General features: G+C 64.6%; 9 protein-coding genes. 5 read left to right on the top strand and 4 right to left on the bottom strand.

Annotation, left to right across the window (positions count from 1 at the left end; genetic code table 11):
- Positions 1-31 precede the first annotated feature (31 nt).
- Together GR168_RS02010 and GR168_RS02005 are read right to left on the bottom strand one after the other, a co-directional pair.
- Positions 32-1,711: a nuclease-related domain-containing DEAD/DEAH box helicase gene (locus tag GR168_RS02010; RefSeq protein ID WP_159369885.1), complete on the bottom strand. Its 1,680-nt coding sequence runs from the start codon at positions 1,709-1,711 to the stop codon at positions 32-34.
- A gap of 125 nt (positions 1,712-1,836) precedes the next feature.
- A complete protein-coding gene (locus GR168_RS02005; RefSeq protein WP_065631181.1) occupies positions 1,837-2,556 on the bottom strand; it encodes an NUDIX hydrolase in 720 nt (239 codons plus the stop codon).
- 144 nt (positions 2,557-2,700) lie between these two features.
- Here GR168_RS02005 and GR168_RS02000 point away from each other — a divergent pair, with 144 nt between their 5' ends.
- From GR168_RS02000 to GR168_RS01980, 5 genes are all read left to right on the top strand, one after another.
- Positions 2,701-3,969 (top strand): VWA domain-containing protein, encoded by a 1,269-nt coding sequence (locus GR168_RS02000; RefSeq protein ID WP_159369884.1) that lies wholly within the window; start codon positions 2,701-2,703, stop codon positions 3,967-3,969.
- A gap of 43 nt (positions 3,970-4,012) precedes the next feature.
- The gene (locus GR168_RS01995; RefSeq protein ID WP_065631183.1) at positions 4,013-5,509 is read left to right on the top strand and encodes an ADP-ribosylglycohydrolase family protein; all 1,497 of its coding nucleotides are present in this window, start codon (positions 4,013-4,015) and stop codon (positions 5,507-5,509) included.
- 89 nt (positions 5,510-5,598) lie between these two features.
- Positions 5,599-6,150 carry an LppP/LprE family lipoprotein gene (locus GR168_RS01990; RefSeq protein WP_137810106.1) on the top strand — a complete coding sequence of 184 codons (552 nt, stop codon included), beginning with the start codon at positions 5,599-5,601 and terminating at the stop codon, positions 6,148-6,150.
- 84 nt (positions 6,151-6,234) lie between these two features.
- Positions 6,235-7,341, top strand: a complete 1,107-nt coding sequence (locus GR168_RS01985) for a protein kinase (protein ID WP_159369883.1) — start codon at positions 6,235-6,237, stop codon at positions 7,339-7,341.
- Positions 7,342-7,497: 156 nt separating this feature from the next.
- Positions 7,498-8,484 carry a phospholipase D-like domain-containing protein gene (locus GR168_RS01980; RefSeq protein WP_238994998.1) on the top strand — a complete coding sequence of 329 codons (987 nt, stop codon included), beginning with the start codon at positions 7,498-7,500 and terminating at the stop codon, positions 8,482-8,484.
- A 207-nt stretch (positions 8,485-8,691) separates the two neighbouring features.
- Here the strand turns inward: GR168_RS01980 and GR168_RS01975 are convergent, their stop codons facing one another.
- Together GR168_RS01975 and GR168_RS01970 are read right to left on the bottom strand one after the other, a co-directional pair.
- A complete protein-coding gene (locus GR168_RS01975; RefSeq protein ID WP_159369881.1) occupies positions 8,692-11,925 on the bottom strand; it encodes a UvrD-helicase domain-containing protein in 3,234 nt (1,077 codons plus the stop codon).
- A 1-nt stretch (position 11,926) separates the two neighbouring features.
- Positions 11,927-14,593, bottom strand: coding sequence for a PD-(D/E)XK nuclease family protein (locus GR168_RS01970; RefSeq protein WP_238994997.1), 2,667 nt, complete (start codon positions 14,591-14,593; stop codon positions 11,927-11,929).
- Positions 14,594-14,706 lie beyond the last annotated feature (113 nt).

Genomic DNA, 14,706 nt, shown 5'->3' with positions numbered 1-14,706 from the left:
GGCGTCCGTCCGGCTCGCGCGCGGCAACACATCAGCGAGATCTACGCGTTCCGTCCCCTGATGGAACGAGACGCCGGGCCACCTCGGGACCGCCGACCTCCAAAACGAATTGCGGGTCTCCGCAAACGATCAACTGATCACGCGCCCGAGACAGCCCGACGTAGAGCCGCTCGCGTGACCGCTCCCACGACTTCTCCTCGTTGAGCGCAAGCACGATGACGCGCCGTTCCAGACCTTTGAAACCCAGCACGTGACCGTAGAAGACCTGTTCGGCATCCCAGAACGACGACCAGTACTCCCGGTTTCCCTGCGACTGGCGCGCCTTCTGTTCCTCGTGTCGGCTGCCGGTCGTCAGCAGCGCGATGTCTTCCGGGCGCCATCCGTCCTCGAGCAGCGGGTCGATCTGATCGTCGGCCACACCGAGTGCTTCCTCAGCCGTGCAGGCGATGAACCGGACCGACGGCCCGTCGCCACCGTTGAGCCTCATCCGTTGTCCGACGAGCGGTTTGAACGCCTCTGCGATCTGTTTGGTGTTGCGCAGATTGTGGTCGAGGACGAGTGGCACCAGGTCGACGGGCGGCGACCCCTGCCGAGCGAACACACGCTGGGCCTCGTCGCTGAACACGAAGATCCCGCTGGTGTCCTCGTCACGCAGGCAGGCGAGCATCGGCTTCCACCATTCGTCGGCGAAGTCCTGCGCTTCGTCGACCACGATCGCGTCGAATCGCCTGCCCGGCGAAAGCGCCTGGGCCAGTTCGTACATCTGCTGCGGCAGCGTGTACTCCCAGAAGTCCGACGCGGCCTTGGTGCGCTCCTGCTCGTCGGGTCCGCTTGCGGCTCCCCACGTGATTCCCAGTTCATGGAACTCGCCCACATAGGCGGGTCGTTCCTTGCGACTCCAGGTTGCGGTGAGCCGCTCGAGATACGAAGCGAGTCCGTGTGAATAGCAAACCAGCGCAACACGTTGTCCGTCACGCGCCAGACGCCGAGCTTGTTCGATGGCGAGGAACGTCTTGCCGCTTCCGGCGCCACCCCGGATCTCGACGCGACGGAGTTGATGGGCGGCCCGTAGGATGACAGCCTGCTGAGAGGTCAGAGCGTCGGCCACCTCTTCGTTCTCCAGCGCGCGGGCCACAACGTCGCGCTGCGGCAGGCCACGCCCGCTCAGCACCGTGGCGAGCTGCTCGATCCCGGGACCGTCGAGGACCGGAAGGCTCCCGACTTTCTGCAGCAGAACCTCTCGAATCAGCGGCGATATCTGCTCAATCTGATTGCGGTCGACGATCTTCCACCGCGGACAGTCCGCCAGCGCGAACGCGGGCCCGACTTCCGAGTGCGGGAACACGACCATGTGATCCCATCTCACCCGCCCCTGAGTCCATCTCGGATCCGATTCGACGAACTCTCGCAGTGCGTAGCAGCCGCCGCGGGCCTGCCCGACGGGGTCGATACGTTTGGCAGACTGCCCTGCCCGCTCCTGCCACCACGATGTTCCGTCGTGCCACACTTCACCGCCTTTCACTTCGACGCAGACGATTCCGGCGCCGGCGATGGCAACGAGGAAATCGATCTCGTGATCCTTCGCGTGGTCGGTGACGCGCTGTCCGACGATCAGCAGGTCGTCCTCAAGCAACTGTCCGACGATCGCCTTGAACACAGTCTCTTCACTCGACGCCGCGAATCGCGGAGTCGCAGGAAGTACTGTCACCACCGCGTTCCCCTTCCACCAGGCGGTTCATCTACGTCGACACCTCGACTGTTACTCATCCTGCCCCCACTGAGGACCAGGGCGCAGGACTCGCAGGTAGGGACCAGCGATTTGAAGACTCTTTCGCATCAGAAAGCCGGCGGATCCGCACTCGGCAACCGCCATCCGAAGGTTGCCGTCGGCGGCGCCTCCTTCGCGAACAGCCGCGCCGGACGGCCGCCGGCGACACGTGTGACCGGGTTTCCGTCGCCGTCGGTCTGCGGCGCCAGCAGAGGCTGGACCCGCCGGTTGAACGAATCCCGCATCAAGCGTCGCCCCAGGATCGCCTCGTGAAGCTCTCGCAGTTCTGACAGGGTGTACGGCTCCCGCAGCAGATTGTCCGGGTCGGGCTTGTCCTCGTAGCGCTCGCGCAGATTGTCGGTGGCTGCTGCCAGTATGGCGTCGTGGTCGTACAGCAGCCGCTCCCCTGAAGCCAGAGCCCCGTCCGGCGTCACCTCGACGAGTTCTCCGGTCACCCCACCCAGGTCGTCGGCTCGCAACGCGACCACATGCGCGATCGAGATCGTCCAGCCCCGTGGATCTCGATCAGGATCACTGAACACCGCCAGAAGATGCGGATGAACGTGATCGGGCGAGAGCCCCAGCTTCAGCTCGAGTACCTCACGCACGGTGTCAGTGACCGAACGTCGCTCCCTCACGAACCGACCTGGCAAAGCCACGCGCCCCGAGTCGGGATGCCGCTGTACGACAACGTGCACAGCACCTGCAGCGACGGTCAGCACGGCGATGTCGACGGCGACGTTGGGGCGCGGATAGTCAGACAACTGTTCGGACGATCTCGAAGCCACCGCTTGACACTATGCGATAATTTGCGCAAACTACTAATCGCATTACTGCGTAAAGGGTGTCTCAAGGCCCATTTCCCCGCCGTCCGCAGCACGGGCCTCACCTCTCCAGGGCACACGCGCCCACCTCACCACCGAAGGAGCATCATGAAGCTCTCTGCCGCACTCGATGTCGACGTCGTCGCCCTGGAATCCGCCGATGAGCTGACGGTTCTCGTGGAGCTAGTAGCACCGGAGGCGCCGACTGCGAACCGGCCCCCGACGGCCCTGCAGGTCGTTCTCGACCGCAGCGGCTCCATGTCCGGCGCGCCGCTCGACGGCGCCAAGAAGGCGCTGGCCGGGGTGGTCGCCCAACTCGACCCGCTTGACGTGTTCGGCGTCGTCACGTTCGACGACACGGCCCAGGTGGCGCTGCCTGCTTCGACGTTGATGGACAAGCAGCGCGCCGCCGACGCGATCAGGGCCATCGAAACCGGCGGTTGCACCGACTTGTCGTCGGGTTATCTACGCGGCCTGCAGGAGATACGGCGCGCCGGCGAGTCTGCCGGCATCCGCGGCGGGACCGTCCTGGTGATCAGCGACGGTCACATCAACAGCGGGATCCGCGACGTCGACGAGTTCGCGGGCATCACGGCGAAAGCAGGATCCAAAGGGATCGTCACCTCCACCATGGGCTACGGCCGCGGGTACGACGAAACGTTGTTGTCGGCGATCTCGCGCGCCGGCAACGGAAATCATGTGTTCGCCGATAATCCGGATGCCGCCGGTGCTGCCATCGCGGGTGAGGTCGACGGCCTGCTCTCGAAGTCGGCGCAAGCGGCCACCTTGACCGTTCGATACGACCAGCGCGTCCAAGAGCTCGCGTTGTTCAATGATCTTCCCGCACACCAGATCGGCGATGGTGAGGTGATGATCGAGCTGGGTGATCTCTACGCACTCGAGGAACGAAAACTGCTGCTGCGCATGAAGGTCGGTTCTATTGCCGCCCTTGGCCTGACCGAACTGGCAACGTTGCAGCTGCGCTACGTCGAGACCGCGTCCCTCGTGGAACATACGGTGTCGCTGCCCGTCGTCGCGAACGTCGTCCCTGGCGACGAGGCTGCAGGCCGTGTCCCTGACCCGAAGGTGTACTCCGAGCGTCTCTACCAAGAAGGTCAGCAGGACAAGCTGGAGGCCTCCCGAGCGTACGAGGCCGGCGACATCGACGGCGGTACGCGGCGCCTCGCACGATCGCGTCAGAAGCTCGAGTACGCCATGCAGGAGGCTCGTCCCGAGGACCGTGCGGCCATCGCCGACGAGATCGCGATGCTTGACCGCTTCGGAATCAGCGCAGGCGCCCTGGACAGCGTGTATGCATCCAAGGCGATGCGCGCCTCGTACCACCGGACGAACCGCAAGCGTGGCCGACGCCATTGAGGATGTCCGCTTGTTCCCACCCATCCGACTGAAAGGACCTCACGTGAGTCGACTCACCATCGCCCAACTCGACCGAGCCGCAGGGGTTCTCCTCGGTACAGCCGCCGGGGACGCGCTCGGCGTTCCGTACGAGTTCGAAAGCAGAAGTCTGGGTTCTGACGAGAGACCGATGATGCTCGGCGGCGGACTGGGCGACTTCGCACCCGGCGAGTGGAGCGACGACACGTCGATGGCCATGGCGATCGCACTCGTTGCTGCCAAGGGCGCCGATCTCACCTCTGAGGACGCGATCGACGCCATCGCGACGAACTTTCTGAGTTGGTTCGACGGCAACCCACCAGATGTCGGAGTACAGACCCGCGCGGTGCTGAGCGCCGTTCGACGCGGGTCAGCTTCCAACCATGAGCGCGTCGGGTCCCTCATGCGGGAAGAGGCAGCGCGATTTGCGCAGACACATCCGCGGTCGGCAGGCAACGGAGCGCTCATGCGAACCGCACCGGTCGCGCTGGCGCACCTCCACGACCGGGACCGACTGGCGATCGCCACCCGCGCCGTAGCGGAGCTGACCCACGCCGACCCGCTGGCCGGCGACTCGTGTGTGCTGTGGTCCGAAGCCATCCGCACAGCCGTGCTCACCGGGCGGGTCGATGTGTCCACCGGCCTCGACCTGTTGCCCTCCGACCGCAGGTCGCGGTGGTCGCAATGGCTCGACGAGGCGACGACCGCAGATCCGAAAACGTTCACTCCCAACGGTTTCACAGTGACCGCGCTCCAGGCCGCCGTCGCCGCGATCATGCAGACGCCGATCCCGGACGACGTTCCGTGCCGCCACCTGCAGCACGCGCTCGATACCGCCATCCGCATCGGGAACGACACGGACACCGTCGCAGCAATCGCGGGCGGTCTACTCGGTGCCCGTTGGGGCGCAAGCGCGGTGCCCTGGTCCTGGAGGCGCGCGGTACACGGTTGGCCTCGGCAGGGTTGCTCACCGGAGGACCGGCCGAGCGATGCGCGGGACCTGGTGAGCCTCGGCACCTTGGCCGCGCGCGACGGGCGCGCAGATCCGAAGGGATGGCCGACCGTCGAAGACGTCCGCTATCGGGAGCATGTCGCCACCGAGGTGGTGGCGCATCCGTACGACGACGGCGTGTTGTTGGGGACGCACGCCACAGTCGACCATGGGGCTGACGCAGTGGTGTCGATGTGCCGGGTCGGTCGACGTCAGACTTGCTTCGCGGGCGCTGCCGACATCGTCGAATCACGGTTGATCGACTCCGACGATCCAGCCGACAACCCGAACCTGGAGTTCGTGATCGCCGACACCGCAGACGCGGTTCGTGGTCTGCGCGCCCAGGGCAGAACCGTGCTGTTGCACTGCGTGGCCGGACACCAGCGAACACCCAGCGTGGCTGTCGCTTACGGTGTCCTGCTCGGCCATCCGGTCGCTGAGGTACAGCAGAAGGTGCTCGAACTACTACCGGCGGCACGGGGTCGCGGACTCGTGTGGGACGCCGGCTCGTCTTCGATCGCAGTTATTTGACCGCCTCGGCCGAATCCAGCAACCGCGGCGCCTCACCGGCGTAGCTTCGCAACTGCATCCACCGTCCGACGCTCCCAGGGGAGACAACCATGTCCGGCTCACGCCTACGTGCCGTCCATCAACTGATCGTGGTCGCGGTTGCGCTACTGACCATCACCCTGGCCGCGCCCGCAGCATCAGCTGCTCCGCAACGGAGCCAACCGGTGGCCGGAACAGCGGGGCAAGGATTATGCCTCGATCTGAATTCGTCGGAGGTCAAGCTCGGCCTCCGCGCGGTCGGTCCCCCTTTCGGGCAGCCCGGACTGCGATGGGTAGCGCGTCGCGCACCGATGGCGCGATCGCTGGATCGCGCGCCTAACTGCCCGTCCCTGATGTGGGCGACGTTCGACGTCGCGGGCGGCACCGTCTCGTCGCCGGCCGTGGTGCTGCTCTTCCGGCCCGGAAAGTACCTTGGTGTCACCAACCGCCCGACCGGACACACCCGGGTCAGCGGATTCACTCCGGTGAGCGTCACCGTGACCTACCGCTGGCCACGTGCCGCGGACGCCAATGCCAATCCGACGGGTGGCCCGGTCTCATCGACTTTCGTACAGGTCTTCGACCGCGTGTTCAGGTTCGGGGAGTTGCCGCCGGGGGTGTGACAAGCGACTTTCATGGCTTGGGTACCAATGCGAAGGTTCTCGATTCTCGGTCTCACGTCTGCCGGCGACGCCTATCGTTGAACGATGGCGTCGACTTCACCCCGGCTCCGCCCAGGTCAGACGATCACCAACGACGATGGCCGGAAGTACTGTATTCAGGCGTACATCGCCGGTGGAGGTTACGGCTCTGTGTACCGCGCGACGGCAATGTCGGGCCGCGGACAACGCAAAGCCACCACCGTCTGCGTCAAAATTTGTGCGTCCGCTGACGACTGGCATTGCGAGGCACACTTCGGCAACCTGCTGTCCGGATACTCGGAGGTGGTCGAGCTTCTCGATTCGTTTGCGTTCGGCACCGGGGCGGGCCGGCGCACTCGCTATGTCCTTGTGACGGAGTACATGCCCGAAGGGACCGTCGCCGATCTGGCAGACGACCGGGACTGGCACGGTTGGACTCCAGGTCGAGTCCGTCGCGAGATCAGCCGCCTGCTGAAAGTGCTCGCACTCATGCACGCAAGTGGCGTGACCCACCGTGACATCAAGCCCGCGAACGTCTTCATCCGAGATGGGCATCTCGTTCTGGGCGACTTCGGTATTTCCAAACATTCGCTGACCCCCAGACGCTCAGCCATCGACGCCTACACCCCTGCCTACTCCCCTAACAACATGGACGAACGACAGAACTGGGCAACGTGGGTGGACATCTACCAGGTCGGGTTGCTAGCCGGTACCTTGCTGACGGGCAACGATTTCGACAGCAGTCACGTGGGCGGCATCCGCTACTTGGACATCCCCGACGATCTGAAATGTTGGATGTGGCACGCCACCGCACATCACGGCCTTCGATACGTGAGCGGGTTGCAAGCATCTCAGGCGCTTCGGCAGCTACGAGATGTCGACATGAGAGACAAGTCCGGGCCGAAATCGATACGGGGACATCATGTAACGCTCACAGGCCGGTTCGCAATGGGGTCGCAACGCAAGTTGGCGCAGATGATCAGTCGCGCCGGCGGAACCGTCCAATCCACGGTCACAGACAGGACGACAGTCCTCGTCCGGGCCGGCAGTATGGCGAATACGGTAGGGGTCGGCGAGGGAAGCAAGCTGTTCGAGGTCCGCGAACGCAAACGTCGCGGCGAACGAATCCATGTGATCAGCGAGGAGCGTTTGGGCGCTTTGCTCGAACGCTAGTGTCGTCACTCGCGAGAAAGAAGCCACAGACCCTCTCACGCTTACTGCAGGGAGTCGGAAATACTCTTACGGGAAGTAGGTTCTGTCCGTGCAGCCGCGCGAGCCAAACGGACCAAACCAGGCTGACGCACTGCGTTTTCTAGCTATGGTGACGAAATGGTTCCCAACGTGGACCGGACTCAGGTTCGGGCTGGATCGTCTCTGTTCGAGGCACTCCGGTCGGCTCGCAGCGGAGTGTCCTTGTCCAGCCCGTACCTGACTGTCGACGTGGCGCACAAGATCAGCATGATCGCACGCGGCCATGAGGCGACCTGGAGATTGCTTACCAAGTTAGACCCAGTGGCCCTAGCAGGCGGTTACTTGTCTGCAGCAGGACTGAGATCATTGCTCCGAGCAGACGTCAGCGTTCGCACCCACCCGAGACTTCATGCAAAGGTATACCTCGCAGACGACTTTGGCCTGGCCGGTTCGGCGAATCTCACGTCCTCCGGTCTTGGCCTGACTGCGCGCCACAATGCGGAACTCTCTGTTTCGCTGATCGCTCCGGAGATTATCGAAGCAGGCCGTATCTACGACGAGTGGTGGTCGAGTGCAACCGAGGTCGACGAGGCTGCATTGCTTCGCGCGGAGGAGTTAGCGTCAGCGTTGCCCGCAACACCGAAGTCGGCGACTGTCGACGCGCAAGAAACTACGGACGCGGCCGTTGAGCGCATCTTGACGGATGCGCGTGACCCGAGCCGCACGCTATGGATCAAAGCTGAGAATGGAGCGCCGAGCCTCGAACAGTGGCGCCATCCTCACTGGTTTTCCAGTCCCGCAAGAGGGAGGCCAAGGTTCGCGCCTGGCGACCTAGTATTAATCTTCGCGAAGGAGGCTCGCGGAGCATATGCAGTGCTTGAGATTGCTGGCAGCGCCTCGTTCGATCCTGATTTTGTTACCGTGAACAGTAACGGCGAATCATGGATTGGCGAGAGATGGCCGTGGGTGACCAAGACCATTCCGCGCATTGTTCCTAGTGAACTAATTGTCGTGACACGAGAACAATTGGGCATTTCGCCGTACTCTCTACAGGGTGGCCATAAGGTTCTCAGTCTGAATGAGTTCGCAACCGGGGTTCGAGCTCTTGCTCAACAGATCGCTTGAAGAGACACAGGGTGCATCACTATTGGATTCACATTTGCCCTTCGGACCGTGACCGCTGAATCGACTATACGCTGACTGTCGTTCGACCTCGAACGGTTCCTTCGAGCACCACTCAGCACTCGGCAATATCCGAACTGCTTACGGTCGCTCCGGCGACCAGCGGGCTGCCACTCGCCGAACATGGAGCGATGTGACCACGGGATGCCGCTAGTGCGCACTCCTTGCTAGCACAGCCGCTTGCCCCACCCGACAGAACACCAACTCCAACCGAACGACCCTCTCACCCGTCGCCTTTCGCAGCAGATCGGCGTAGATCGCCAACTGTGCCCAGTAGGCCTCGAGCGTGTGCGCGGTTACTCCGACGTCGGTCTTGTAGTCCGCGATGACGAGTCCGCCGTCGGGGTCGCGGTAGACCAGATCCGCGATGCCTTCGACCACCGTTGTGCCATCGGGACCGAGCCCCGCGAGCTGCATCTCCTTCCAGTGCTCGCCGACAGCCGCGCGATGGACGGATTCGGACTCGAGTGCAGATCGGGCCAGTGCGACGAAGTGGTCGACATCGACGATGCCGACGGCAGCAGCAGCCTGGCGGGCCACCGCCTCGAAGGTCTCGTCGAGGACCGCGCCTAACTCGGTCTGCTCCAAGACCCCGTGCAGGGCGGTGCCCAGCGAAGCCCCGCTGTCGACGCCTCCGACGCCGGGTGAAACATTCTCTCCTGCTTCGACTGTCAGCAGGCCGGCCTCACGGTAGCGGTCCAGCAGCGCAACCTCGGCGGCATCATCACCGTGCACTATCCGCGTCGCCGAGTACGACGCACGCAACGCCGACGACACCTCGATTGCGGCCGTCTCGGCTGTCCACTCATCCCAGGGCTGCCGCTCGAACTGCTCGATCGGATCGTCGTCGCGTCGTACCGGTTCGATCAGCTCGGGCACCCTGTTCGGTAGACCGTCCAGCGCGGGAGCCAGCGTCACACTCCACGAGGCACCTTTGCCCGTGTATCCGGAAACGGCGAGGTGACTCTCTGCGCGAGTGCAGGCAACGTAGAGGAGGCGCTTCTTCTCAGCCTCGGCGTGGGCCTTCTCCGCGTCGGCTGCCGGCTTGTACCCCTTCGACGTCACCGACTTCGACACGCATGCCTGCAGTGTGCCGCTCGCATCCCAGAGCAAGGACTCCGGCAGCGTGCGGAATCCGCCGCTCATCCCGGCAACCACGACCATCGGAAACTGCAGACCCTTGGCGGCGTGGATGGTCATGATCCGCACGGCGTCCACGCCGATCTCGGGAAGGACGGTCTCGGCCACACGCGCGTTCTCGTCGGCCTGGGTGTCGGCCCAGTCGATGTAGTCGCGCAACGATCCCCGATCCTCGGCGTACCACGCGCGAGCCTGATCGATGACGAACCGCAGTCGTCGCCACACATCGCGGTGTCGGGGCGAATCCATCGAGACCTCGAAGACGCGTCGGTCGGTCGCCAAACGGCTGAGCAGGGCACTGGGATTCAGGTCACCGAGCTCGAATGACAGCTCGCGCAGGTACCGATAAGCGGCGGCAACGGGTGAGGATCCGAGCACCTCGGTCGGAGCGTCGGCGTGGATACTCCATCGGCCGTTCGCTGCGCTCCATCGCAGCAGGTCGTCGTCGCCACAACCGAACAGCGGTGTGCGCAGCGCGGCGACGAGCGCCGCTTCGTCTGCGGTGTTGGCCAGCGCCCGACAGGTCACCAGCAGGTCATGAACCTCCTGCGTCGAATAGACGAGACTCGATGCTTCCGAACGGAACTCGATCCCTGCTGCATCCAGACTCTTCTCCAGGAAGGGCAGAACCGTGCGCGACGGGATGAGGATGCAGATGTCTTTCCATGTCAATGCCGCATGCCCGTAGGTCTCGTCGTCGGCTCGCGACTCTCGACACCAGCCCTTGTCGACAGCCGTTGCGATGATCCGGGCGACATCGCGAGACTCCCGTGCTCGAATCGCCTCCGCCGGCGACAGCGAAGCCTCATCGTCGACGGGCTCGTCGTTGTCAGGGAATACGAATGGTTCCGGACCCCACTCGATGTCCCACCGAGGCCTGCTCGGCACGGGGTCTAGCGGCGTGTAGGTCGCCTGGACGTGACCGTCGGCGACGATCATCCGACCGAACACCGTGTTGATCCATTCGATGACCGGCCGTGTGGAGCGGAAGTTGGTCGTCAGTTGGACGACGTCGGCGGCAGGGGTCTGGTCACGCGCGGCCATGTAGGCGGCGATGTCGGCCCGGCGGAAGCGGTAGATGGACTGCTTGGGGTCACCCACTGTGAACAGCCTGCCCGCTTCGTCGGTGCCGGCGACGATACGTTGCGCCAGCTCGAGTTGCAGCGGGTCGGTGTCCTGGAACTCGTCGAGCAGCACCCGTTGGTAGCGCTCGTGGGTGGTCGCGGCGACGGCGTGCTTGCTGAGCACGTCGCGAGCGAGGACGAGTAGGTCATGGAATTCGAGTTGGCCGCTCCGCTGCCGCTCGCGCGCTTCGTCGAGGACGATCTCGGACAGATGCCGCACCACCACGCGAACTGCGCCGTCGACATAGGTGCCGACGATGTCGGGACAGATCTCGTCACGCAACGCCTTGACTCGAGTCTTGATCTCTTTGACCTGAGCGGACCCACCGCGCCAGTTCTTCCCTGCGCCACCGTTTCCCGGGCCTGGACAGAGAGCCGCTACAGGTATCCATCCTGTCGCATCGCGTTCTGCCGCAACAAGGATGCGCCACTCCTGCAGCTCGGTCAGCTTCTGCGCGAGCTTGTCGTCGAGGTCGAGGCAATCGGCGAGGTTGTCGGCGATCGCGTCTGCCTCCCACAGCATGCGGTCGATGTGTGCGGGAGCGATGCCTTGTGGGTTGTCGTCGAGGGTGAGGCGGTCCCAGTTGCGGTCGAGTGCGTCGGCGAGCGCGCGCATCTGATCGAGCGAGGCGCCGGCCGCCATGATGATGCCCATGGCGTCGACGAGAATCGGCGGCGCGGCGTCGGTGAAAAGGCGGGTGCGCATGCGTCGCCAGCGGCGTTCGAACGACAGCTGCGACCCCATCGCGTCGACGACCGCGATGCGCGGGGGTACACCGGCTTCGAGTGGATGCTCACTGATGATGCGGGCGGCGAACGCATGCAGGGTGCCGATGGCCGCGGTGTCGATCTGTTCGAGGGCACCGCGGGCACGTTCGGTGTCGTGCTCAGCCAACTCGACTCGGATTCGTTCGCGAAGTTCGGCTGCGGCCTTCTCGGTGAACGTGATGGCGGCGATCCGATCGAGTTCGATGCCGTCGTGCAGGACGAGCCGGCAGATGCGGCCGACCAGGGAGTGGGTTTTGCCGCTGCCGGCGCCGGCTTCGACGAACAGGGTGGTGGCGGTGTCGGAGGTGATCCGATCGCGGGCTGCTTGGTCGGCAAGAGGGAGTGCGGTCATGTCAGCCTCCGTACTTCCGTACATAGTCGGCGATTTCGTCAACGTCCTCCAACGCAGCCCAGGCACGGCGGAGTCCGGCGCGGCCGAGGAGGTCGATGACCGGCAGCTCCCAGTGTGTGTCCTCGACCTTGGGCGGGAAGTGGCCGGCGAGAATCGAGCGGTGGACGAGGGCCATGTCGTCGATCAGGGTCGCGATGACGTCGTCGGTGACGGGATAGCCGATGGAGGCGAACTTGCCTGTGGAGGTCACGAACCAGTACCGGGCCTCGACGTCGGCTCCTAGCGTGCGGGCGAACAGTCCGTAGACGGGGAGCTGGAACTGTAGCCCCGAATTGGTGGGAGCGACGTCGGAAAGGTCCTTGTACTTGTCACCCTTGCCGGTCTTGTAGTCGGTGACGCGGATGCGGCCGCCGCTGTGTCGGTCGATGCGATCGATCTGGCCGCGGAAGCGGATTCTGTTGTCGCCGAACGCCAGTGACACCTCGGCTGCCGAGTCGGTGCCGAATGTCTGTTCAGCGTGCGTCGGGCGCCAGCCATCGTCTTGGTCGGCGCGGTTGTGCTTGTGCCAGTCGGCGAGATCGCGGAGCATGATGCCGCGGTCTTTGGCCCACAGTTGCTCGAGCCAGCCGGGACTGTTGGCCTGCGCTTCGTCGAGTACCTCATGGGCGACGAGGTGCAGACGGGCGAGGTCCAGTTCGGCGCCGTCGATGGTGTCGAGAACGTAGCGCTCGAGGATCGTGTGAATGAGAGTGCCGCGGGTGAGGGCGTCGATCTGGGCGACCTCGTCGGGGTCGCCCAGCGCACGGAGCTGCAGAATGTGTTCGAGGAAGTACTGATAGGGACTTTGCACCCAGAGTTCGAGACCGGTCGGCGACACCGGGCGGTCGAAGGTGGTGATCAGCTCCTTGACCGTCGACAGGTTGCCGTTGAACCGGGTGAAGCGGCCGTTCAGGCGGTCGCTGCGCAGGTTCATGCCGAGGTTGATGATCGGGTCGTCGAGGGCGCCGCGGCGTTGATCGGCGGGGACGGCTGCGAGCTCGCGGAGCCGCCATTCGGTGTCGGATGCGGCTGATGCACCTATTCGGTCGTCGGCGCGCTGGGCGGCGACGTCGAAAGATTCGACCGCGACGATCGGCTCCACGTTCTCGGTTTCGCGTTGCCAGTTCACGACATTGACGTCACGACCGGCCAGTCCGCCCATCGCCGGGATGAGCCATCGTGACGGCACCCTCTCCGCGCCACCGCGCAGGTTGCCGCGGGGGAACGTGACGATCCGTTCCGTGCGCCCTGTGCTGACCGCACTCGCAAAGGCGATACGTTGCCGTTCCATACGCTCGCGGGCGGTGATGCCGGTGAGTTCTGCAGGTAGCAGCGGATCGTCGCGGCGGGGTGCGGGGATGATCCCTTCAGCGCTGCCCATGACGACACTGACGTCCAGGTCGCGCCCGGCGCCCGCGGCGATCGGTCCGATGGTCACGCCTGCGCCGGAGTCTCCATGCATTGTTCGGTGCGCAGTCAGGCGCACGCTGACCGCATCCAGAACGCGCGCAGCGTTCGGCGGCGGTGCGATGCCGTCCATGCCGGCAAGGCTGATGCAGTCGGCCCGGGTAGTGGCAAAGTCGGCCGCAGCGACCTCGCGCGTGGGTGTACGGAAGTAGCGGTCGACCAGTGCAACCAGCCGTCCGGCCGCGGTGGTCCAGTCGGGCGCTTCGACGATGGCGTGCAGGTCGGCTTGCAGCTGTCTGACGTACGTGTACAGCGCTACGGCCATCGCATGATGCTCTTCATGTGCACCGACACGGGTGAGTCGTTCCCAGTCGGCGCCGCCGACGATGGGTTCGTCCTCGCGGGTGAGGCGTTCGAGCCGACGTTGCGAGATCGGGTCGTCGTCGATTTCGGGGCGCCGGACTGCACCCCCGGCGAGGAGGGTGAAGAGTTCGCGGCGCGGCATCCCGTCGAGGTCGAGCTTGAGCAGCCCGAGTAGTGCACGGCCGGTGGGTCTGTCGACGAGCGTGTGGCATTCGGGCCCGGTGAAGGCGATGTGACCGGCGGTGAGGTGTTCGTGGAGCAGTGGTAGGTATGGGTCATCGCTGCCGTAGAAGACGCCGATGCGGTGGCCGGGTGTGCCCCCGGCCAGATGCTTGCGCACGAGGCGGACAACGGCTCTGACCTCGTCGTCGGCGTCAGAGGTGTGGATGATCCGGGTTGGCGAGACGGTGACCGCCTGTTCGACGGTCTCACCGTGTTGTTGGAGTGCACGCAGGAGCTTCTGCTCGGCGCGGGTCCTGCTGACAGGGTGGTAGACGATCACCGCGCCGAGGTCGGCCAGACGTTCAACTGCAATCGCATACGCCTCGTGCGGGAGGTAGTACCTGGTGATCAGACGCTCGATCGCTGCGCGATATACGCGGAGGAGGTCGGCGACCAGGGGCGTCGGTGAGTCCACCCGCGGCTCGTCGATTGCGGTGAGTTCCCAAGCCGCGCCGGCGAGGGCTTGCGCCGTGATGGATTGGTCGGCGACGTCGGTGAAGACTCCCGGGACGTCGGCGAGGACTCGCGCAATCGCGGCTTCCAGCAGTGGATATGCGAGTGCCAGGCGAGGTGCGAGAGTTGGACCCGCGAGATTCGAGACGACTTGCTGAAGCGTGAGAACGCTAGTGCTGGCCACGGACCCTGCTCGAGCCAGACTGTGGAGGACATCCCGTCCGGAGCCGTGGTCGGGCACGACGACAGTGACCTTGGCGAGTGGCGCACCAGCTTTCATCCGCATAACAGCTTCGG

Source organism: Gordonia sp. JH63 (assembly GCF_009856645.1).
Lineage (GTDB): Bacteria > Actinomycetota > Actinomycetes > Mycobacteriales > Mycobacteriaceae > Gordonia > Gordonia hongkongensis.
This window is presented reverse-complemented; position numbering and strand designations above follow the sequence as displayed.